Annotated in this window: 15 protein-coding genes; 8 read left to right on the top strand and 7 right to left on the bottom strand. The window is 71.3% G+C overall.

What is annotated here, in order from left to right; all coding sequences use genetic code 11:
- Positions 1 to 44: 44 nt before the first annotated feature.
- Positions 45 to 1,196 (bottom strand): hypothetical protein, encoded by a 1,152-nt coding sequence (locus VZL07_RS33990; RefSeq protein WP_426752095.1) that lies wholly within the window; start codon positions 1,194 to 1,196, stop codon positions 45 to 47.
- A gap of 219 nt (positions 1,197 to 1,415) precedes the next feature.
- On the opposite strand from VZL07_RS33990, the gene VZL07_RS33985 reads away from it, so the two are divergent.
- Positions 1,416 to 2,420, top strand: coding sequence for a formylglycine-generating enzyme family protein (locus VZL07_RS33985; protein ID WP_426752094.1), 1,005 nt, complete (start codon positions 1,416 to 1,418; stop codon positions 2,418 to 2,420).
- Between the two features lie 5 nt (positions 2,421 to 2,425).
- Here the strand turns inward: VZL07_RS33985 and VZL07_RS33980 are convergent, their stop codons facing one another.
- The 5 genes from VZL07_RS33980 to VZL07_RS33960 form a co-directional block, all read right to left on the bottom strand.
- Entirely contained in the window at positions 2,426 to 3,427 is a 1,002-nt protein-coding gene (locus tag VZL07_RS33980; protein WP_426752093.1) for an NAD(P)H-quinone oxidoreductase, read from the bottom strand.
- Positions 3,414 to 3,941 (bottom strand): MaoC/PaaZ C-terminal domain-containing protein, encoded by a 528-nt coding sequence (locus VZL07_RS33975; protein ID WP_426752092.1) that lies wholly within the window; start codon positions 3,939 to 3,941, stop codon positions 3,414 to 3,416. The genes VZL07_RS33980 and VZL07_RS33975 overlap by 14 nt, the downstream gene beginning before the upstream one ends.
- Positions 3,938 to 4,828, bottom strand: coding sequence for an HpcH/HpaI aldolase/citrate lyase family protein (locus tag VZL07_RS33970; protein ID WP_426752091.1), 891 nt, complete (start codon positions 4,826 to 4,828; stop codon positions 3,938 to 3,940). The genes VZL07_RS33975 and VZL07_RS33970 overlap by 4 nt, the downstream gene beginning before the upstream one ends.
- An 18-nt stretch (positions 4,829 to 4,846) precedes the next feature.
- Complete coding sequence (locus VZL07_RS33965) at positions 4,847 to 6,061, bottom strand: aminotransferase class I/II-fold pyridoxal phosphate-dependent enzyme (RefSeq protein ID WP_426752090.1); 1,215 nt, start codon at positions 6,059 to 6,061, stop codon at positions 4,847 to 4,849.
- 168 nt (positions 6,062 to 6,229) lie between these two features.
- Positions 6,230 to 6,979: a helix-turn-helix domain-containing protein gene (locus VZL07_RS33960; RefSeq protein ID WP_426752089.1), complete on the bottom strand. Its 750-nt coding sequence runs from the start codon at positions 6,977 to 6,979 to the stop codon at positions 6,230 to 6,232.
- A 64-nt stretch (positions 6,980 to 7,043) separates the two neighbouring features.
- Between VZL07_RS33960 and VZL07_RS33955 the strand changes: the two genes are divergently transcribed.
- The gene (locus VZL07_RS33955) at positions 7,044 to 8,228 is read left to right on the top strand and encodes a cytochrome P450 (protein ID WP_426752088.1); all 1,185 of its coding nucleotides are present in this window, start codon (positions 7,044 to 7,046) and stop codon (positions 8,226 to 8,228) included.
- A gap of 20 nt (positions 8,229 to 8,248) precedes the next feature.
- Here VZL07_RS33955 and VZL07_RS33950 read toward each other — a convergent pair whose 3' ends face one another.
- Positions 8,249 to 10,648, bottom strand: coding sequence for an ABC transporter permease (locus tag VZL07_RS33950; protein WP_426752087.1), 2,400 nt, complete (start codon positions 10,646 to 10,648; stop codon positions 8,249 to 8,251).
- Positions 10,649 to 10,991: 343 nt separating this feature from the next.
- Between VZL07_RS33950 and VZL07_RS33945 the strand changes: the two genes are divergently transcribed.
- The 6 genes from VZL07_RS33945 to mxcG all read left to right on the top strand — a co-directional run bounded on the left by VZL07_RS33945 (position 10,992) and on the right by mxcG (position 21,139).
- On the top strand, positions 10,992 to 11,831 hold the full coding sequence (locus VZL07_RS33945; RefSeq protein WP_426752086.1) for a hypothetical protein: 840 nt from the start codon (positions 10,992 to 10,994) through the stop codon (positions 11,829 to 11,831).
- Positions 11,832 to 12,075: 244 nt separating this feature from the next.
- Complete coding sequence (locus VZL07_RS33940; RefSeq protein ID WP_426752085.1) at positions 12,076 to 12,849, top strand: 2,3-dihydro-2,3-dihydroxybenzoate dehydrogenase; 774 nt, start codon at positions 12,076 to 12,078, stop codon at positions 12,847 to 12,849.
- Between the two features lie 146 nt (positions 12,850 to 12,995).
- Positions 12,996 to 14,201, top strand: coding sequence for an isochorismate synthase DhbC (dhbC, locus tag VZL07_RS33935; RefSeq protein ID WP_426752084.1), 1,206 nt, complete (start codon positions 12,996 to 12,998; stop codon positions 14,199 to 14,201).
- The gene (locus VZL07_RS33930) at positions 14,198 to 15,823 is read left to right on the top strand and encodes a (2,3-dihydroxybenzoyl)adenylate synthase (RefSeq protein WP_426752083.1); all 1,626 of its coding nucleotides are present in this window, start codon (positions 14,198 to 14,200) and stop codon (positions 15,821 to 15,823) included. The genes dhbC and VZL07_RS33930 overlap by 4 nt, the downstream gene beginning before the upstream one ends.
- Before the next feature lie 12 nt (positions 15,824 to 15,835).
- Positions 15,836 to 16,735 (top strand): isochorismatase family protein, encoded by a 900-nt coding sequence (locus VZL07_RS33925; protein WP_426752082.1) that lies wholly within the window; start codon positions 15,836 to 15,838, stop codon positions 16,733 to 16,735.
- A gap of 60 nt (positions 16,736 to 16,795) precedes the next feature.
- Complete coding sequence (gene mxcG / locus VZL07_RS33920) at positions 16,796 to 21,139, top strand: myxochelin non-ribosomal peptide synthetase MxcG (protein ID WP_426752081.1); 4,344 nt, start codon at positions 16,796 to 16,798, stop codon at positions 21,137 to 21,139.
- Positions 21,140 to 21,176: the final 37 nt, after the last annotated feature.

The raw sequence follows: 21,176 nt of genomic DNA, 5'->3' as shown, positions 1-21,176 counted from the left end.
GCGGAGGGTCCGGGGTGCGGACAGGCACCCGGGCCCTTCCCGCGTCACCACAACCCGTGGTGGATGAACTTCAGGACGGACAGGAACTGGCGGTCCAGGACCAGCAGGATGAGCAGCGGCGCCAGCGCGGAGCCGATCACGGCCTGGAGCGCCATCAAGTCCCAGGGAAGCAGGCGCATCCTCCGGGACAGCGAGTAGGCCGTCCCGATGTCCGCCAGCGACGACATCTCGGGCGCCCCCAGCAGCTCGGTGTTCGGCCCGCCCGGGAACCACTTCTGCTCGAACTGGCGGGAGTGCCGCGACGCGAGCGGCGAGAATCCCGCGTCCCCCCGCCGCTTCGCCTGCACGAGCTGCGGGACGAAGAAGGCCATGGGCGCGAACACCAGCACCACCGCGACGGCCGCGATGACCGCCAGCGGAATCACGTAGGCCATCGGGTTGGCCGCGAGCCCCTTGGGCTCGACGCGAGACGTGTACGCCGCCACCACCACGGCCAGGGAGAACACCACGGGCGAGAAGCTGGCCTGGCAGACGGGGAGGAACCCGAGCCCGCCCATCATGTCCGGGTGGGTGGGCACCAGGGTCAGCGGCAGCCGGGACACCCGCAGCAGGAAGGCGCTCCACACGAAGCCGCGCCATATCCAACGCAGCGCCAGGAAACGGAACAAGGGCTGGCTCACGGTGAGGTTCCACCACCCCGCCATCGACATCCCCCCCACGTCATCGCCCCCCATCGTCCACTGCCGGCTGGCATCCGTCGGCGTGATGAAGCTGAGCGCATAGGCGAGGACGAGCAGCAGGACCTCGACCAGGTAGCTGTCTCGCCAGCGCATGGCCCGCCGGGCATCCGCTTCGAATGTCTCCAGACCGTCTGCCCTCACCAGGTTCGAATGGAGGAAGTGGCGCGCCGCGAACGCCAGGCGGCCGTCGATGTAGGGCTCGGCGCCAACGAGCACCGGCAGGGCCACCAGCAGCTGGGCGTGGATCTGCATCTCCCTGAACAGCGAGGCCACGCTGGGTCCACCCTTCGGCAGGCTGAGCAGCAACAGGGGGAGCCAGGCGACCATTGCGACGGCGAGCGCCCGCCAGATCGGGTCATAGCGACTGCGAGGCGCCCGACGCAGCCGCCGCTCGGTCTCGAACAGCAGCCCGCCCTTCACGAGGGAGAAGTCGGCAAGCGTCGCGTGTGCGGTCATGGCGCGGTGGCACCGGCACGGGCGGCACCGTCACCACGGTGGGGATGCGTCCAGCACCGCACAAGCGCCCCTGGGCCGGATGCCAGGGCCGTCGGGGAGGAGCAGGCACGGACACGAGGCCTGTCCCCGAGGGCCGGATTGTTCCCTGCCGCGCGGCCCCACACGTTTCGTCCGGGGCCCGGCGCGCCCCTCCATTCTCGGAGAGAAGGAGGCACGCACATGAGCATCGACGTCGCCGATGAAGTCACGGCCCGGGACGAGCGCCCCGTGACAAATGGAACGGGGCAGCAGACCCGCTCCCTGCCCGGCATGGTCTACATCCCCGGCGGCACGTACTGGATGGGCTCGGACCACCACTACCCGGAGGAGCGCCCCGCGCACCAGGTGACGGTGACGGACTTCTGGATGGACAGCCATCCGGTGACGAACGCCGACTTCGCCCGCTTCGTGGAAGCCACGGGCTACGTCACCGTGGCTGAACGGCCGCTGAATCCCGAGGACTTCCCCGGCGCGAATCCAGCGCTCCTCGTCCCCGGCTCGCTCGTGTTCCGGAAGACGCTCGGCCGCGTGGACCTGCGCGACCTGACGCAGTGGTGGTTCTACACGGCGGGCGCCTGCTGGAAGCACCCGGAGGGCCCGGACAGCTCGTGGGAGGGACGCGAGCAGCACCCGGTGGTGCACGTGTGCTTCGAGGATGCGCTCGCGTATGCCTCGTGGGCCGGCAAGGCGCTCCCCACCGAGGCGGAGTGGGAGTACGCCGCGCGCGGAGGTCTGGACCGGAAGGTCTACGTGTGGGGCGACGAGTTCGCGCCGGGCGGCAAGCTGATGGCCAACACCTGGCAGGGTGAGTTTCCCTGGCAGAACCTGAACACGGACGGCTTCGAGGGCACCTCCCCCGTGGGCAGCTTTCCGCCCAACGCCTACGGCCTCTTCGACATGGCCGGCAACGTGTGGGAATGGACCACGGACTGGTACCAGGAACGCCACCAGGGCAGCGGCGGCAAGCCCTGCTGCATCCCCATCAATCCCCGGGGCCCGGCCACGTCGGAGCGCAGCCTGGACCCGTGCCTGCCCAAGGTGAAGATTCCCCGCCGCGTGCTCAAGGGCGGCAGCCACCTGTGCGCGCCCAACTACTGCCTGCGCTACCGCCCCGCGGCACGCTCGCCGCAGGCCGTGGACAGCGGCACCTCGCACATCGGCTTCCGCTGCGTCGTCCGGACCTGACGCGGCTACAGCTCCAGGAGGATCTTCCCGAAGCTGGCATTGGACTCCATCCGCCGGTGCGCGTCCGCCACGCGCTCCAGCGGAAACGTGGAGTCGATGACCGTGCGCACCCGCCCGGCCTCGAGCGCGGGCAGCCAGCGCTCCCGGAATCGGCGCGTGACGGCGACCTTCTCTTCCAGGGGCAGCGGGCGCAGCGACATCCCCCGGAGCTGGAGCCTGCGCATGATGGCTTGCTTCACGTCCAGCGCCCCCTCCATGCCTTCCAGGACGCCCAGCAGGAGCAGGCTGCCCCCGAACTTCAGCACCGACAGGTTCCGCGCCAGCGCGGCGCCGCCCACGAAGTCCGCCACCACGTCCACCCCCGCGCCCTGGGTGAGGCGCGGCAGCTCACGCGCGAAGTCCTGCTCGGTGCGCAGGATGCCGGCCTCGGCCCCCAGCGCGAGGCAGCGCCGCCGCTTCTCCTCCGTGCTCACCGTGACGAACACCCGCGCGCCCACCTCGCGGGCCAGCTGGATGCAGGCCGTGCCCACGCCGCTGCCTCCCGCGTGCACCAGCACGGACTGTCCCGCACGCAGGCCCCCCACCTCCAGCAGGGCCTCGTGCGCCGTGAGCCAGGCCTCCGGAGCCGCCGCCGCCTCCACGAAGCTCCAGCCGGAGGGGATGGGGACGGCCATCCCCTCTTCCATGAGGCACGCCTCCGCGTAGCCCCCGCCGTCCACCAGGCCGAAGACGCGCTGTCCCGGCTCGAAGACGCGCACCTCCGCGCCGCAGGCCTCCACCTCGCCCGCGACCTCCACCCCCAGCAGCGGGCTGCTGACGCCGGGCGGCAGCGGGTAGCCGCCGCTGCGTTGAAGGAGGTCGCCGCGGTTGAGGGCGGACGCGCGCACCCGGACCCGGAGCTGGCGCGGGCCCGGCACGGGGCGGGGCAGCTCGCACAGCCGCAGCACCTCCGGCCCGCCCGGGGCGTCCTGCACCACCGCTCGCATGGGCGCGTCAGTAGTTCGCATCCACGTCCACGCTGTGCTTCTTGAGCGGCACGAGGAACGAGCGCTCGAAGGTCATGAACACCGTGCCGTCCGCCTTCACGCCCTTCGTCTCCACGGAGACGATGCCTTGCGTGCGGCGCGAACGGGACATGCGCTTGTCCAGCACGCGGCTCTCCGCGTAGATGGTGTCGCCCACGAAGACGGGCGCGGTGAGGCGCACCTTGTCCCAGCCGAGGTTCGCCACGCCCTTGGCGCTGGTGCTGTTGAGGCTCATGCCGCCGACGATGGCCAGCGTCACCAGGCTGGACATCAGCGGCTTCTTCCACTCCGTCTTGCTGGCGTACACCGCGTCGATGTGGAGCGGATGCGTGTTGAGGCACAGCAGCGACTGCCACATGTTGTCCACGTCGGTGAGCGTCCGGCCCGGGCGGTGCTCGAACACGTCCCCGACCTCGAAGTCCTCGTAGTAGAGGCCGTGCGTCTCGCGGTAGCGCTGCTTGCCCACCTTCTTGTGGGCGGTGACCATCTTCTTCATGTGTCTCCCGTCCTGGAGCTCGGCCTCCGCGGGGACGACTCCAGCTCTTCCATCAGGTGCTCGTTGGCCAGCAGGCGCCGCGCCGCCGTCACCAGCGGCGGTCCGACCATGGCGCCACCCAACCGGCGGATGCCGCCCATCCCCTCCTCCGCCTGCGCCACCACGCGGCGTGCATGGTCCACGGTGCGCGAGCACGGACGCAGCGCCCGGTGGACCGCCGCCACCTGCTGGGGGTGGATGACAATCTTCCCCACGAAGCCCAGCGCGCGAGCCCGCCGCGTCTCCTCCTCCACGCCCGCGAGGTCGTCCAGGTCGAAGCAGGGGGAGTCGATGGCAGGCAGCCCGGCCGCCCCCGCCGCCATGGCGATGCGCGAGCGCGCGTACAGCATGGGCTCCCACGTCAGCGGGATGCCCAGCTGCGCGGACAGGTCCGCCGCGCCGAAGACGAGCGCCTGGAGCCGCGGCGTGGCCGTGGCGATGGCGTCCACCGCGGACACGCCGCGCGGCGTCTCGATGATGGCCAGCAGGGCCACGTCCGGCAGTCGCGGCTCCAGCAACGCCTCCAGTTGCTGGAGCTCCACGGGCGACTCCACCTTGGGCAACAGCACCGCGTCGGGCCGGGCTCCTGAGTCCAGCAGGGCCAGCACGTCGCGCAGCCCCTCTTCGGTGCGGAGGCTGTTGATGCGCAGCGCCATGGGACGCGCCCAGCGGCCTCGCGCCAGGTGCTCGGTCGCCAGGCGGCGCGCCTCGGACTTGAAGGCCCTGGGCACCCCGTCCTCCAGGTCGAGCAGCCCCACGTCCGCCCCCACCTCGGCCGCCTTGTCGAAGCGCGACGGCTCCAGCGCGGGCGTCACCAGCAAGGACCTGCAGGCAATGGACCACGGCATGACGCCACCTCCATTCACTCAGGCGGTCGGAGCGGATATCTCCCGCACGGCGTCGCACAGCCGCTCGAGCGCTTCTCGCGACACGTTGGCACGCAGCATGATGCGCAGACCCGCGCGCCCCCTCGGCACGATGGGGAAGAACACCGCGGACGCGTAGAAGCCACGCGCCAGCAACCGGCGCGAGCGCTCCACCGCGGCCTCCTCCGGGCCCACGTCGATGACCTTGATGGGGAAGTCCTCGCCCGCGGTGCGCGTGGGCACCCGCTCGTCGAAGTAGCGGATGTTCGCGCGCAGCGCCTGCTGCCGCTTCGCCAGCTCGGGCGAGCCATGGATGCGAGCCGAGGCCAGGCCGGCCCCGATGGCCGGAACGGCCAGGCTCTGGGACCAGCCCAGCGGCCCGGCGAAGCGGCCCACCAGGTCCGCGTGCTGGCGGGGCCCGAGCATGACGGCGCCCCCCGCGGTGCCAAAGCCCTTGGCCAGCGACGCGATGATGACGGTGCGTGGATTCAGCTCGCTGCCCAGCAGCGGCCGCACGAAGCCCTCCCCCGCCGCGCCGGAGATGGACAGCGCGTGGGAGTCATCGAAGTAGAGGAACAGGCCGTAGCGGTCCTGGAGCGAGAGCAGGTCCTTCACCACCGCCGCCCCGCCCATCGAGTAGAAGCCGTCCGCCACGTAGGCCACACGGGCGTTCCGGCGGCAGACGTCCTCGAGGAAGCCGAGGTCGTTGTGCGGCGCCGTGAGCACCTCCGTCTCGTCCGCGCAGATGGGCTTGATGAGGTTCATCGAGAAGTGCGCGGACTTGTCGAACACCATCACGGGCCGCCGGCCATCCGGCAGCAGGTGCCCGGAGGCGATGAGCGGCAGCAGTCCCGCGCTCGCGGCGCTCGCCGTGGTGGTGACGATGACCTGGGCGCGCCACAGCGCGGACAGGCGCGCCTCGAGCTCGTCCAGGACGGCCAGCCGGATACGCAGCCGGGAGACGGACATGTCCAGGGTCCGCTCCTGCTGGAGCACGTCGATGGCCCCCTGGACCACGCTCGGCTCCGAGTCCAGGCCCAGATAGGAACACGAGCACATGTTGATGAACTCGCGGCCGTCCGCGAGCGCGAGCGTACCGCGCCCGGTGTGGTGCACCACGAGGTCCAGGAGCCCTGCCTCCTTCGCGGCCTGGAAGGACGGGTTGCCATGGACAATCATCGACTCGCTGTTGCGGTAGCGGTTCTTCCCTTCCATCGACGCCTCCTTCGCGAGACGGCGCTGGCCATGTTCTGACTATTCACGGCTTCCTGTGAAGACCAGGCCACGGATTGCTCACGAGACACCGCTCTCGCGCACAACCGCAGTGGAAACTTGGAGCCAGGACACGGGTGCCAGATTGACCCGCCCGCTCTCGGTGGATGCCTACGTGCGCATCAGCTGACCGCTGAGGCCGGTGGGCGAGTAGCCAAGCATGCGGCGGCAGGTGCGGGAGAAATGCGCGAGGTCGGCGAAGCCCACGGCGTGCGCGGCCTCCGTCGCGCCGTCGGGCCGCAGTGACGCCACCGCGGCGAGCAGCCGGCGCCAGAGCCGATACGTGCGGATGGGCATTCCCACGTCACGCACGAACAAGGCCTGCAGGTGCGCCGGCGAGATGCGAAGGCGTGCGATGACCTCGCGGCTGTCCTCGCATGGGTCACGCAGGGCTTCGAGGACGCGCGCGACACGGCCATCGATGGGAGCAGGCACCGTGTCGCGGGGGAGCCAGTGGGCGAGCTCGCGTGCCAGCCCGTCCAGCACGGCGGGATTCGCCAGGGACGCGCGGTGCGCGAGCAAGGCGCCGTGGAGACGCGACGACAGCGCACCCTCCATGGGGAAGGCGCCACCCCGTGCACGTGAATACGCCGCCGCGCGCGGCATCCGCTCCGGGTCGAAGAGCAGCCCCAGCGTGGGCCCCGGTGAAGCGACCGCGTGGGTGAGATGGGGCGGCACCACCACTACCCGACCATGAACCCGCGTCCCCGTCGCCTCCGTCAACTCGACGTCCGCGTCCAGCCCGATGAGGATGGCGGCCCCGTGCTGGGCATGCGGCGTGGCGTGGGTGGACGTCGAGGCGCGCACCGCGAACGCCTCCGTGAGGACCGCGCCCATCCGGGATTCGTTCAAGCGTGCCATGCCGCGCCTTCCTACCGTCTCCGGCAGACGCCACGAAGGCCAAGCCCGGAGGTCATGAGCACTCATGAACATCTTCTCGGAAGCGCACCGCCGCAACCCCTACGCCGCCTATGCCCGGCTCCAGCGTGAGTCCCCCGTGCTCCGGGACTCCGCCACGGGCCTGTGGATGCTCTTCGACCACGACAGCGTGAAGCGGGCCCTGCATGAGCATGAGACCTTCAGCTCCCGCCTCTCCCCGCCGGGCAACCAGACGTCTCAGTGGCTCGTCTTCACCGACCCGCCACGCCACACCCAGCTGCGCGCCCTGGTGATGAAGGCCTTCACGCCCCGCGTGGTCGCCAACCTCGAGCCCCGGATTCGCGCGCTGGCCCACGAGCTGCTCGACGCGCGCATCGAGTCAGGAGGACTGGAGCTGGTCGAGGACTTCTCCCTTCCCCTCCCCTTGCGCGTCATCGCGGAGCTGTTCGGCGTCCCCGCCGAGGACCGGCCGCGCTTCCAGGACTGGAGCGACGTCATCATGGCCCAAGGGGCCACGCTCCAGGGCGGCGAGGCGCAGGCACGCGTCCAGGCCGCCTTCTCGCGCGTCACCGCGGAGATGAACGCATATCTCCAGGACCTCGCCGAGCAACGGCGAAGCGTGCCTCGGGACGATCTGCTCACCCGGCTGGTCGAGGCCGAGGTCGACGGCGAACGCCTGAGCGCCGACGCGCTCCTCGGCTTCTTCCAGCTCCTGCTGTCCGCGGGCCACGAGACGACGACCAACCTCATCAACAACGCGGTGCTCTGCCTCCTCGAGCACCCGGACGCGCTCGCCCGGCTGCGCGAGGCGCCCGCGCTCACCGCCTCCGCCATCGAGGAGGTGCTGCGCTACCGCGCCCCCGTGCAGTTCATGTTCCGTGTCACGCGCCGCGACGTGACGATGCACGGGCAGGTGATTCCCGCGGGCAGCATGGTGCTGCCCATGATGGGCGCGGCCAACCGGGATCCACGCCGGTTCCAGGACGCGGACCGCTTCGACATCACCCGGAACCCCAACCCCCACGTGGCCTTCGGCCATGGCATCCACTTCTGCATCGGCGCGCCACTCTCACGGCTGGAAGGTCGGGTCGCGCTCGGCGTCCTGCTGGAGCGCCTGAAGGACTTCCGCCTCGCGAGCGACGCCCCCTGGGAGCCGCGGCAGGCCATCCATGTCCTTGGGCCCACCCGCCTGCCCCTCCTCTTCACGCCCAGCGGCCGCGCCATCGCGTGAGCCCGCGTGGCCGGAGCGCGTCAGCCGTCGGCGCGCAGCGCCTCATGCGGGGGAACACGCGCCGCCCGCCGAGCGGGGAGCCAGCTCGCGAGCAACGCGACCCCGCCCAGCAAGGCGGGCACGACCGCGAAGGTGACGACATCGAAGGCGCTCACGCCATGGAGGACGCTGGACAGGCTCCGCGCCAGCACCGCGGCTCCGGCGAGCCCCAGGACGACGCCCACCAGCGTCAGCCGGAGCCCCTGGCGCACCACCGACCAGACCAGCCTGCTCTCCGTGGCTCCCAGCGCGATGCGGATCCCCAGCTCGCGCGTGCGCTGGCTCACCGAGTACGCCAGCACGCCGTAGAGCCCCACGCCGGCGAGCACCAACCCCAGCGCCGCCAGCGCCATCAGCAGGGAGCCCAGCACCCGGGTATCCCCGATGCTGGCGTCCACGACCTCCCGCAGGGACCTCACGGTGGGCCTCGGCAATGACGGAGCCACCGCGCGCAGTTGCTCCCGCAACAGGGGCGCCAGCGCCGCGCTTTCCTGCGAGGCGCGCACCGTGAGGAGCATGTGCAGCCCCCAGAGCTGTCCCATGGGGACGAAGGCTTCGCTCACGGGAGGCTCGGCGAGGCTGTTGTGTCGGACGTCACCGACCACGCCGACCACCTCGCGGAACGGTTCTCCGTCGAGCATCAGCTGCACGCGCTGGCCCACCGCGCTCCGCCCCGGGAAGTAGCGGCGGGCGAACGTCTCGTTGACGACCACCACCGGCGCGGTGCCCGTACCATCCCAGGTCTCGATGGCGCGCCCCTCCTTCAGCGGGATGCCCAGCGTGCGGAAGTAGCCGTCACTGGCGGTGCGGAAGTGGACCAACTCGCGAGTGTCCGCCATGGACGCCGGCTCTCCCGGTAGCAGCACCGGAGCCAGGCCGTTCCGGCCCCACAGCGGCACCGTGCTGGACATGCCCGCGGACGTCACGCCCGGCAAACCACGGACCCGCTCCAACAAGGTGGAGAAGTGCGCGCGCTGGGCCGCCTCGTCCTGGTACCGCGACGCAGGCAGGGACAGGTCCATCACCGTGACGCCCCGCGGCTCGAACCCGAGCGGCACATTGGCCAGGGCATGGAGCGTTCGCAGCATCAGCCCCGCCCCCACCAGGGGAATCAGCGCGAGCGCGACCTGGGCCACCACCAGCACGACCCGCATGCCCCCGCGCCCGGTGGCCCCTGCCCCTCCTCGCAAGCCCCCGAGCGCCCCCCGGGCATCGGCCCGCGACACCCGCAGCGCCGGAAGCAGACCGAAGAGCAGGCTGGTCAGCAGCGAGAGCACCAGGGCAATCCCCAGGACATGCGGCTCCAGGCGCATCGCCTCGGGCCGCACCACCTGTGGCGGCAGCAGCGCCCGCAGCAACTCCAGGCTCCACATCGCCACCATCAACCCCAAGGCGCCCCCCGCGAGCGCGAGCAGGCCACTCTCCACCAGGAACTGCCGCACCAACCTGCCGCGGCCCGCCCCCAGGGCTGCCCGCACCGCCACCTCGCGCTCCCGCGCCGTGGCGCGGGCCAGGAGCAGATTGGCCACGTTGGCGCACGCCACGAGCAGCACCAGGGCCACCACGCCCGCCAGGAGCCAGAGCCTGTCCCGGACGCCCTCCGCCACCTGGGCATGAAGCGGAAGCAGCCGCACGCCAGCGGGCTCCTCGGTGAAGCCAGGCTCACGAACGAGCGCCGTGCCCAGGGCCGTCATCTCCGCTCGCGCCTGCTCCAGCGGCACACCCGCGCGCAGACGCCCCACGACGCGCATCCAGATGCCGCTGGCGGCCTCCCCCTGGCCCAGGGCCAGCGGCTTCCACACCTCGACGTCCGGAGCGAAGCGGAAGTCCGGCGGGAGCACGCCCGCCACGGTGTGGAGCTGATCGTCGAGCAGCACGGTCCGGCCCAGCACGTCCGGACGGCCCCCGAAGTGCCGCTGCCACGAGGCATACGACAGGAGCACGACCGATGCCGCATCCTGCCCCTCCATGACGGCCGACAGGTCCTGCCCGAGCAAGGGCCGGACCCCCAGCAGCGAGAACAAGCCCGCCGTCGCCCGGCCCGCTCGCACCCGCTCCACCTCCCCTTCCACCGCGAGCGTGAGGTCGCGGATGGCCAGGCCCTCCAGCCCCTGGAACGAACGCGAGCGCTCGCGCCAGGCCTGGAGCGACAACCACGACACCCCCAGCCGCTCACGCTGCGGCGTCGACTGGTACAGCGTCACCAGCTCCTCCGGCGCGGGATACGGTAGCGGGCGGAGCAGCACCTGATACACCGCGCTGAAGACCGCGGTGGTGGCACCAATGGCCAGCGCCAGCGTGGCGACGACGGCCAGCGTGAAAGCGACCTCGCGCCGCATGCGGCGCAGGGACTGACGGATATCCTGGAGGAGCTGCGACATGAAGCTCGCGCGGCAATGCAACTCCAGCGCCATCAACTGCGGCCCCGGGTCAGCGGTGAAACAGACCGCTCCATCACGTGAAGCGCGTTCGGCTGTGGCACGCGAATTCCCACCAACGAACAGTCCATCCTCGCGTCATGGGCATCGCACGCGCTCACGCAACTTCCGGAGCACATGGAGGACAACTCCTACAATCGCATGAGTTTTCACACCTCATGCTTCATCGACCCAGGGGGAGGTCACCATGTTTCGTGTTGGGCTCAGAGCCGGTTCTCGTTCGAGTCAGCCACTCCGGACGTTCTCCACCACCACCGTCACCAGGACACCGCCTCGACCACCCCCCGTGGAGACACGGCCGGCGCCCACGCCGAAGGCGCCCGAGCCCATCTTCACGCAGCCGAAGGCACCTGCGCCAACCAAGACGCCATCGCAGATTGCCCATGAGGTCCGGGACCGGAACAACTCCATGGACCTGATGAGCAGCATCATGGGCGCCGTGGACCGCCGCGATGGTGGCAACAACGCCGCCATGCCGCGACAGACGCCGGATGTCCCCCTGTCACGTCGGGAGGACTTCGCCTTTGACGCCGTCCAGCCGGGCTACGGCACGTCCAAGTCCGCCATCGACAAGTCGGGCACGCTCCGGCCCGCTGGCAACAGCCCGGACATCTCGATTGCCGACCATGTCGACGGCGAGAAGTCCGTCAAGGCGAAGACGCCATGGACCTCCTTCAGCGGCCCGCCGGTGGGCGTGGATGGCAAGGCCACGGGCCCCCTGGTCGACAACCCGCTCTACGGAAAGGACCGCATCGTCACCAATCCGTCGAGGGACCCCGGTATCGGCGTCGTGGCCGACCCGTTCGACATCCAGCGCGAGCTCCGGACCACCGTCAAGCCCGGCTTCGACGACACGGCCGTGCTGCGCACCGCGCCCCGGCCGCAGCCGCTGTGGACGCCCACCGACGAAGAGCGCGCCATCATGCCCCACGTCGGTGTCGACCCCGCCCAATCCAGCTTCACCTTCCGCGAACGCGCGATGGTGAACTCGGCCCGAGACAACGAATACCTGGTCCGGGGGCCCATCCGCGAGTTCGACTTCTCCCAGGGCGGTCCGGACGGCGGCCTCAAGCCCCTCTCCAAGCAGGAGGTGATTGAGGAGGCCCTGAAGAGGGCGAAGTCCTGAGCGGACCGTCGACGCAGCCACGCGGCGCGAAGCATCGCGGCGGCGCGGCTGCTTCCGCGGACCGACCGAGACAACACCGGTCTCAGCCTATTGGAAATTTGCCTTACCCATAATCCCGCACTTCCCGCCTTGACTCCGCTTCTGCCGCGTGGCACAAATCCGCGCCATCAGGATAATGAGAATCATTATCATTATCTTGACACGCAGTGTGAAGAGCCCGCTGCGAAAGTCGAGGGAACTGCACATGGGATTGCCCACGCGGGTCGCCCTGGTCACGGGGGCTGCCCAAGGGATTGGCGCGGCGGTGGCACGCGCGCTCGCGGAAGACGCCATCATCGCCGCGGTGGACACGAACGCGGAGCGCCTGTCCGCGCGCGTTGCCGACCTCCGCGCCCAGGGCTTCCACGCGGAGGCGTACCCCGCGAGCGTGAGTGACGTCACGGCCGTGGAGGCCGTGGTGGACCAGGTCGAACGGACGCTGGGCCCCATCGAGGTCCTCGCGAACGTCGCGGGCGTGCTCCGCACCGGCCCCACCCTGAGCTACCGCGATGAGGACTGGGCCTTCACCTTCTCGGTCAACACCCTGGGCGTGTTCCAGGTGTCGCGCGCCGTGGCCCGGCGCATGGTGCCCCGCCGGCGCGGCGCCATCGTCACCGTGGGCTCCAACGCCGCCTCCACGCCCCGCACGCAGATGGCCGCCTATGCCGCCTCCAAGGCCGCCTCCAGCATGTTCACCAAGTGCCTGGGACTGGAGCTGGCCCCGCACGGCATCCGCTGCAACGTCGTGTCGCCCGGCTCCACCGACACCGAGATGCAGCGCGCACTCTGGTCCGACGAGAACGGCGCCCAGGCCGTGATTGCGGGGTCGCCGGAGGCGTATCGCCTGGGCATCCCGCTGCAACGCATCGCCTCCCCCGAGGACATCGCCCACGCGGTGCGGTTCCTCGTCTCGGACGCGGCCCGCCACATCACCCTGCATGACCTCCGCGTCGATGGTGGCGCGACGCTCGACGCTTAGTCCCCTCGCGGCTTCGAGGGCTGCGTCCATCTTCAAATTGAGAATGATTATTAGGATCCAATTCATCCCCCACCCCATTCCCTGTGAGCCAGGAGCGTCCCCGTGGACCTCCCGGGCAGGCCGTCCGCAGCGCTGAAGGAGCACCCATGGGACCGCAGACACTCGCCGCGCAGTTGCTCGAGAGCTACGAGGCTGGCTCTTCGTTCTTCTTCGCCACGCCCCGCCGCACGCTGCTCGCGCGCGGCACCTTCGCCACCGTGCCGCACGTGGGCGGCGCGGGCGCCCTGGCTCGGCTGCCCGAGCGCGTGACGGCGGTGCTCAACGACGCCCGCCAGGCGGACCACGACATCCCGGTGGCGGTGGGCGCGGTGCCCTTCGATGGCTCGGTGCCGGCGCAGCTCGTGGTGCCCCTGACGCTCCAGCGCGCGGGACCGCTGGCGTTCGAGCAGGACGTCCCGGTGCAGCGCCCGCTGTCGTCCAGCTACACCGTCCAGCCCGTGCCGGAGCCGGCCGCCTACCTGAACGGTGTCGCGCAGGCCCTGAAGCTGATGCAGGACGGTCCGCTGCAGAAGGTGGTGCTGTCGCGCTCGCTCCACCTGAACGCCGCCGCCCCCATCGACCTGCGGAAGCTCCTGCGCAACCTCGCGCAGCGCAACCCCTCCGGCTACACCTTCGCCGCCGACCTGCCCGTCCCGGACGGCGCCCACGGCGGCCTGCGCACGCTCATCGGCGCCAGCCCGGAGCTGCTCGTCTCGCGCTCCGGCTTCCAGGTGGTGGCCAACCCCCTGGCGGGCTCCGCCGCGCGCAGCCCGGATCCACTGGAGGACCAGGAGCGCGCCGCCGCGCTGCTCAAGTCCCCCAAGGACCTCCACGAGCACGCCTTGGTCATCGACGCGGTGGCGGAGGCGCTGCGCCCCTACTGCAAGACGCTGCACGTGCCCGCGGGCCCGTCGCTCGTCAACACCGCCACCATGTGGCACCTGTCGAGCCGCATCACCGGCGAGCTCGCCGACCCGTCCATCTCCTCGCTGACGCTGGCGGCGGCCATGCACCCGACGCCCGCCGTGTGCGGCTATCCCACGCGGCTGGCGCACCAGGCCATCGGCTCCATCGAGCCCTTCGATCGCGGCTACTACACCGGCACCGTGGGCTGGTGCGACGCCACGGGTGACGGGCAGTGGGCGGTGACCATCCGCTGCGCCGAGGCCAGCGAGCGCACGCTCCGCCTCTTCGCGGGCGCGGGCATCGTCGTGGGCTCCACGCCCGAGTCCGAGCTGGCGGAGACCGAGGCCAAGTTCCGCACCATGCTCCACGCCATGGGGCTGGGCCAGAGCGCCGGAGCCAGCTCGTGAGCGACACGCACCTCCCTGGCTGCCCCACTTGGCCCCAGGCCTTCGCGGACCGCTACCGTCAGGCCGGCTACTGGCGCGGTGAGACCTTCGGTCAGCTGCTGCGCGAGCGCGCCGAGCGCTTCGGCGGCCACACCGCCCTGGTCTCCGGTGACCGGCGCCTCACGTACAGCGACCTGGACACGCGCGCCAGCCAGCTCGCGGCCGGCTTCCACGCGCTCGGCATCAAGGCCCGGGACCGGGTTGTGGTGCAGCTGCCGAACATCGCCGAGTTCTTCGAGGTCATCTTCGCGCTCTTCCGCCTGGGCGCGCTGCCGGTGTTCGCGCTGCCCGCGCACCGCTCGTCGGAGATTGGCTACTTCTGCGCCTTCACCGAGGCGGCGGCCTACGTCATCGCGGACAAGCACGGCGGCTTCGACTACCGCGCGCTCGCCGAGCAGGTTCGCGGCGCCTGTCCCACCCTGAAGCACGTCATCGTCGTCGGGGACGCGGGGCCCTTCACCCCGCTGAGCCGCCTGTACGCCGCGCCCACCGAGCTGCCAGCGGGCCCTTCCGCCAGCGACGTGGCCTTCTTCCAGCTCTCCGGCGGAAGCACGGGCGTGCCGAAGCTCATCCCGCGCACGCACGACGACTACATCTACAGCCTCCGTGGCAGCGTGGAGATCTGCCAGCTCGACACGTCGAGCGTGTACCTGTGCGCGTTGCCGGCGGCCCACAACTTCCCGCTCAGCTCGCCGGGGGTGCTCGGCACCTTCTACGCGGGCGGCACGGCGGTGCTGGCCCCCAACCCCAGTCCGGACACCGTCTTTCCGCTCATCGAGCGCGAGCGCGTCACCATGACGGCGGTGGTGCCGCCGCTGGCCATGGTCTGGATGGACGCCGCCAGGACACGTCGTCACCAGCTGGCGAGCCTGCGCGTGCTCCAGGTCGGCGGCGCCCGCCTCAGCACGGAAGCGGCGCGGCGGGTGAAGCCCACGCTGGGCTGCACGCTGCAGCAGGTCTTCGGCATGGCCGAGGGGCTGGTCAACTACACGCGCCTGGACGACCCCGAGGAGCTCATCGTCACCACGCAGGGCCGTCCCATCTCCCCGGATGACGAGATCCGCGTGGTGAACGAGGACGGCGAGGACGTGCCGCCGGGCGAGACGGGCCTGCTGCTGACGCGAGGCCCCTACACCATTCGCGGCTACTACAACGCGGAGGCACACAACGCGCGGGCCTTCACCGATGACGGCTTCTACGCCACCGGTGACGTGGTGCGCGTGACATCCGAGGGCTACCTGGTCGTCGAGGGCCGGGACAAGGATCAGATCAACCGCGGCGGCGACAAGGTCGCGGCCGAAGAGGTCGAGAACCACCTGCTGGCCCACCCCGCCGTGCACGACGCCGCGGTGGTGGCCGTGCCCGACCCGTTCCTCGGCGAGCGCACCTGCGCCTTCGTCATTCCGCGCGGCCCGCCGCCGGCCACCTCCGTGCTCACGGCCTTCCTGCGTGCGCGGGGCCTCGCGGCCTTCAAGATTCCCGACCGCGTCGAGTTCGTCGAGTCGTTCCCCAAGACGGGCGTCGGCAAGGTCAGCAAGAAGGCGCTGCGCGACGTGCTCGCCAGCGCTCCCTCTCCCCGCTGAAAGGACCCTCCCATGGCACTCCCCGCAATTGCCCCCTACCCCATGCCTCGCCTGGAGGACCTGCCCAAGAACAAGGTGTCCTGGACGCCCGACCCGCGTCGCGCGGTGCTGCTCATCCACGACATGCAGCGCTACTTCGTGGAGGCCTTCACCGCGGGCCAGTCGCCGGTGACGGAGCTGATCGCCAACATCCAGCGCCTGCGCCAGCACTGCACCGCCCTGGGCATCCCCGTCGTCTACTCGGCCCAGCCGGGCGGCCAGACGCCGGAGCAGCGCGGCCTGCTGCTGGACTTCTGGGGCGCCGGCATCAACGGCGGGCCGGACCAGAAGCGCATCATCGACGCCCTGACGCCCACCGACGGTGACATCCAGCTCACCAAGTGGCGCTACAGCGCGTTCCGCAAGACGGACCTGATGGAGCAGATGAAGCGGCTGGGACGCGATCAGCTCATCATCTCCGGCATCTACGCGCACATCGGCTGCCTGCAGACGGCCAGCGACGCGTTCATGAGCGACGTGCGGCCCTTCCTCGTGGCCGACGCCCTGGGCGACTTCTCGCTGGCGCACCACCAGCTCGCCCTGAGCTACGCGGCCCAGCTCTGCGCTGTCACCGCTACCACGCAGCAGGTGCTCGACGCGCTGGGTCCCGTCCCGGCCACCGGCACGCTGACCCGCGAGGCGGTGCGCGCCGCCGTGGCCGAGCTGCTCCAGGAAGCGCCGGAGGCCCTGGGCGACGACGACAACCTGCTCGAGCGCGGCCTCGACTCCATCCGGCTGATGACGCTGGTGGAGACGTGGAGGAGCGCCGGCGTGGAGACCACCTTCGTCGAGCTGGCCGAGCGGCCGACGCTCGCCGATTGGTACTCGATGCTGTCCCTGAGTGCGCCGACCGCTTCCCGGAACGCCGCGTAGGTCCGCGGAGCGCGAGCCCGCTCGCGCCCCTGACGCCTGAACACACGGGAGCCTCTGCCGATGGGCGACTCACACGAAGCAGGCTGGCCGCTCTCCGCGGCCCAGCACGGAATCTGGGTAGGCCAGCAATTCGACCTCACGAGCGCCGTCTACAACGCGGGCGAGTGCATCGAGATTCGCGGCCCGCTCGACGTCGCGCACTTCGAGTCCGCCCTTCGGCAGGCCATCGATGAGGCGGACGCGCTGCATGCGCGCTTCCTGCCGGGGGCCTCGGGCCCCCGGCAGTTCGTGCAGCCTCGCGCGTCCTGGCAGCTCCACGTCGCGGATGTCAGCGCCACGCCCGACCCGTGGGCGGCCGCGCAGGCGTGGATGCGCGAGGACCTGACGAAGACGGTGGACCTGGCCCAGGGCCCCCTCTTCGCCCAGGCCCTGTTCCGTGCCGCCCCCGACCGCTACTTCTGGTTCCAGCGCGTGCACCACATCGCCCTGGACGGCTTCGGCTTCTCCCTGGTGGCGCGCCGTGTCGCGGACCTCTACACCGCGCGGGTGACGGGCAAGGCCGCGACGTCCGGGTTCGGCGCCCTGCGCGCCGTGCTCGACGAGGATGCCGCGTACCAGGAGGGCGCGCAGCACGCGGCGGACCGGGCCTTCTGGGTGGAGCGCTTCGCCAACAGTCCCATGCCGGTGACGCTGTCGGAGCCCGCGCCCATGTCCGCTCAGTTCGTGCGCCAGAGCCGGCACCTGTCCCCCGCGGACCTGGAGCGGATGCAGGCCGCGGCGAAGCAGGCTGGGCTCACCTGGCCGGACCTGGTGCTCGCGACGACGGCGGCGTGGCTGCACCACCACACGGACGCGCCCGAGGTCGTCCTCGGCCTGCCGGTGATGTCCCGGCTTGGCTCGGCCGCGCTGCGCGTGCCGTGCATGGCGATGAACATCGTCCCCCTGCGCGTGCCGGTGCGTCCTGACGCGGGGCTGTTCACGGTCGCTCGCGAGGTGGCGGCGGAGCTGCGCGCCATGAGGCCTCACCTGCGCTACCGCTACGAGCAGCTCCGGAGGGACTTGAAGCGCGTGGGTGGCCAGCGGCGGCTGTTCGGCCCCGTGGTCAACATCATGCCGTTCGACTACGCCCTGCGCTTCGCGGGGATGCCGGCCTTCGCCCAAAACATCTCCGCCGGCCCCGTCGAGGACCTGTCCATCGGCATGTATGCCCGCTCGGACGGCAGCGGCCTGCGGGTGGACTTCGACGCGAACCCGGCCTGCTATCCGGCGGATGTGCTGGAGAACCACCAGCGCGGCTTCCTCCAGCTCCTGGAGTCGCTGGTGGCGTCCCCCGAGCAGGCCATCGGCACGGGCGCGCGCGGCCGGAAGGCACCGTCTGCCCCCAGTGGGCAACCGTCGATGGTGGACGGCGGCCCCCTGCCCGTCCCCGCGCGGCCGGTGCTGACGCTCTTCCTGGAACAGGCGCGCGCACGGCCAGATGCCATCGCGGTGGAACACGGCGACCACCGGATCACCTATGGCGAGCTGCTTCAGTCCGCCCGGGCGCTCGCGGAGCGGCTGCGCGCTGAAGGCGTCCAGGCGGACACGCTGGTGGCCGTCTCGCTCCCCCGGAGCATCGACGCCATCGTCGCCACGCTGGGCGTCCTCTTCGCGGGCGCGGGCTACCTGCCGGTGGACCCGTTCGGTCCGGCCTCCCGCACGAAGGCCATCCTGGACGATGCCGCCCCTCGCGTGACGGTGAGCAGCAGCGTCAAGGACCTCAGCGCCGGCATGCCACCGCTGGCGCCGGGCCAGCTCGCCATCCACACGCACGCGGGCACCACCGCCGAGCCGTCGCCCCGGCCCGAGGCCGAGCATCTGGCGTACGTCATCTACACCTCCGGCTCCACGGGTCAGCCCAACGGCGTGCAGATTGGCCGCGATGCCCTGGCCCATTTCGTCGCGGGCGCGACGTTCCGCTACGAGGTGACGTCGGAAGACCGGGTGTTGCAGTTCGCGCCGCTGCACTTCGACGCGAGCGTGGAGGAGATCTTCGTCACCCTGTGCGCCGGCGCCACGCTGGTGCTGCGCACCGACGAGATGCTCCAGTCCGTGCCTCGCCTGCTCGAGGCCTGCGCCAGCCACGGCATCACCCTGCTCGACCTCCCCACCGCCTTCTGGCACGAGCTGGCCTACAGCGTGTCCACGGGCGCGGCCCGGCTGCCCCCGTCGCTGCGCACCGTCATCATCGGCGGCGAGGCCGCGCTCCCCGAGCGTGTCGCCCGCTGGCGGGCCTCCGCGGCCCCTCACGTCCGGCTGCTGAACACCTATGGCCCCACCGAGGCCACCGTGGTGGCCACCGTCGCCACACTCAGCGGTGGCCCTGAGGCGGAGCCCCAGCGGGACGAGGTCCCGATTGGCCGGCCCCTGCCCGGCGTCCGCGCGGTGCTGCTCGACGCCCAGGGCGGCATCGTTCCCGCGGGTGAGGAAGGCGAGCTGCACCTGCTGGGAGGCGCGCTGGCGCGGGGCTACCTGGGCCGGGAGGCGCTCACCCACAAGCGCTTCGTCACGCTCGACGACCTGCCTGGCAGCCCCCGCGCCTACCGCACGGGAGACAGGGCCCGGCTGCGCGAGGACGGCCAGCTGGTGTTCGTGGGCCGGGTCGACGACGAGTTCAAGATCAGCGGCCACCGCATCGACCCGGCGGAGGTGGAGACGGCGCTTCTCGGCCACCCGGGCGTTCGCGAGGCGGCCGTCGTGGGACAGGTGCTGGCCAGCGGCTCGCGCAGGCTGTGCGCGCACGTGGTCACCACCCAGCCCGCGCCCACGGTGGCGGAGCTGCGGAAGCACCTGCTGGGCACGCTCCCCGCCCCCGTGGTGCCGGGCACGTTCATCTTCTCCGAGCGCCTCCCGCGAACCAGCACGGGCAAGCTCGACCGCGCCGAGCTGCGCCGACTGCTGCCCACCGACGAAGCAGCCGTGGCGACGGCCGACCACACCGCGCTGGAGCGCCTGGTGCTGAAGGTCTGGGAAGAGGTCCTGGGCGTGGCGGCGACCTCGGCTCAGGACGACTTCTTCGACCTGGGGGGGCAGTCCCTCCAGAGCATCCAGGTCGCGAACCGGCTCAGCATCGAGCTGGGACGCGAGATTCCCGTCGCCACCGTCTTCCGACACCCGACCGCCGCCGGACTGGCCCGAGCCCTGGACCAGGGCACCGACGCGTCGGCCGAGACCGGAGGCCTCACCGAGCGCATGCTCGCGGATGCCGTGCTGCCCGCGGACATCGTTCCCCAGCTCACCGGCGAGGCCATGGAGAGCAACCGCCTGCGGCAGGTGGTCCTCACCGGCGCAACCGGCTTCGTCGGGGCCCACCTGCTCGATCAGCTCCTGCGGCAGACAGACGCGCGGGTGGTGTGCCTCGTGCGCGCACGCGATGAGGCCCACGCCCTGGAGCGGCTCCGCGCCGCCATGGAAGGCCAGCAGCTCTCCTCGCGGCACCTGAGCGGGCGCGTGGTGGCGCTGCCCTCCGACCTCACCCAGCCGTGGCTCGGCCTGGGCGAGGCGCGCTTCCACGGACTGGCCTCCGAGTGTGACGCCGTCATCCACAACGCCGCCGTGGTCAGCGTGGTGCGTGAGTACGGCAGCCTCCAGGCGGTGAATGTCCGGGGCACGCGCGAGCTCTTGAAGCTGGCCGCGGCCATCCGCGCGAAGCCCTTCCACTACGTGTCCACGCTCGCGGTGGCCCCTCAGACGAACCTCCGCCCGGACGTGCCCGAGGCCTTCGTCCCCGCCCACCCGGGCCTTCGCGACGGCTACCAGCAGAGCAAGTGGATCGCCGAGCGGCTCGTCGAGCAGGCCGGGGAGCGCGGCCTCCCGGTGTCCGTCTACCGGCTGGGCCGCGTGGTCGGCGCGCCCGACACCGCCATTGTCAACACGCAGGACCTGGTCTGGCGCATACTGCTGGCGGGCATCCCCGTGGGTGCCCTGCCCCTGCTCGACGTCTCCGAGGCGTGGACACCGGTGGACTACGTGGCCTGCGCGATTGTCCGCATGGCGCGGGACATGCGGCCTCCCACGGTGTTCAACCTCTGCCCGACGCCGGAGGTCCGGCTCGGCGAGCTGTTCGGCTGGGTCCGCGACTACGGCTACCCCGTGGAGCTCTGCCCCATTGGCGAGTGGCGCAACCGCGTGGCGGACCGCGCCGGCACGGGCGAGCACCAATCCACGCTGGCCTTCTTCGACCTGCGCTCGGGCTCCGACGGCCCCGTGTTCGGCCTGGGCCCCATCCGCAGCGAGCGGGTCCACGAAGCGCTCAATGGAACGGGCATCACCTGCCCACCCGCGGACCGCGCGCTGCTGCACCGGTACCTCGACGCCTGCATCGCGCGGGGCCTGTTGCCACCGCCTCCTCGGCCCTCGGCATGACGCCCGCGCCCATCACCCGACTTCCCACTGAAACGGC

Origin of the sequence: Pseudomyxococcus flavus (assembly GCF_050038885.1) — a bacterium.
GTDB lineage: Bacteria > Myxococcota > Myxococcia > Myxococcales > Myxococcaceae > Myxococcus > Myxococcus flavus.
This window is presented reverse-complemented; position numbering and strand designations above follow the sequence as displayed.

Excerpts from the sequence above, each read along its gene's own strand:
- VZL07_RS33960 (WP_426752089.1), bottom strand. The coding sequence starts at position 6,979 with ATGGCACGCTTGAACGAATCCCGGATGGGCGCGGTCCTCACGGAGGCG.
- VZL07_RS33940 (WP_426752085.1), top strand. The coding sequence starts at position 12,076 with ATGGGATTGCCCACGCGGGTCGCCCTGGTCACGGGGGCTGCCCAAGGG.
- VZL07_RS33975 (WP_426752092.1), bottom strand. The coding sequence starts at position 3,941 with ATGAAGAAGATGGTCACCGCCCACAAGAAGGTGGGCAAGCAGCGCTAC.
- VZL07_RS33955 (WP_426752088.1), top strand. The coding sequence starts at position 7,044 with ATGAACATCTTCTCGGAAGCGCACCGCCGCAACCCCTACGCCGCCTAT.
- VZL07_RS33970 (WP_426752091.1), bottom strand. The coding sequence starts at position 4,828 with ATGCCGTGGTCCATTGCCTGCAGGTCCTTGCTGGTGACGCCCGCGCTG.
- VZL07_RS33980 (WP_426752093.1), bottom strand. The coding sequence starts at position 3,427 with ATGCGAACTACTGACGCGCCCATGCGAGCGGTGGTGCAGGACGCCCCG.
- VZL07_RS33990 (WP_426752095.1), bottom strand. The coding sequence starts at position 1,196 with ATGACCGCACACGCGACGCTTGCCGACTTCTCCCTCGTGAAGGGCGGG.
- VZL07_RS33985 (WP_426752094.1), top strand. The coding sequence starts at position 1,416 with ATGAGCATCGACGTCGCCGATGAAGTCACGGCCCGGGACGAGCGCCCC.
- VZL07_RS33965 (WP_426752090.1), bottom strand. The coding sequence starts at position 6,061 with ATGGAAGGGAAGAACCGCTACCGCAACAGCGAGTCGATGATTGTCCAT.
- VZL07_RS33950 (WP_426752087.1), bottom strand. The coding sequence starts at position 10,648 with ATGTCGCAGCTCCTCCAGGATATCCGTCAGTCCCTGCGCCGCATGCGG.
- dhbC (WP_426752084.1), top strand. The coding sequence starts at position 12,996 with ATGGGACCGCAGACACTCGCCGCGCAGTTGCTCGAGAGCTACGAGGCT.
- mxcG (WP_426752081.1), top strand. The coding sequence starts at position 16,796 with ATGGGCGACTCACACGAAGCAGGCTGGCCGCTCTCCGCGGCCCAGCAC.
- VZL07_RS33925 (WP_426752082.1), top strand. The coding sequence starts at position 15,836 with ATGGCACTCCCCGCAATTGCCCCCTACCCCATGCCTCGCCTGGAGGAC.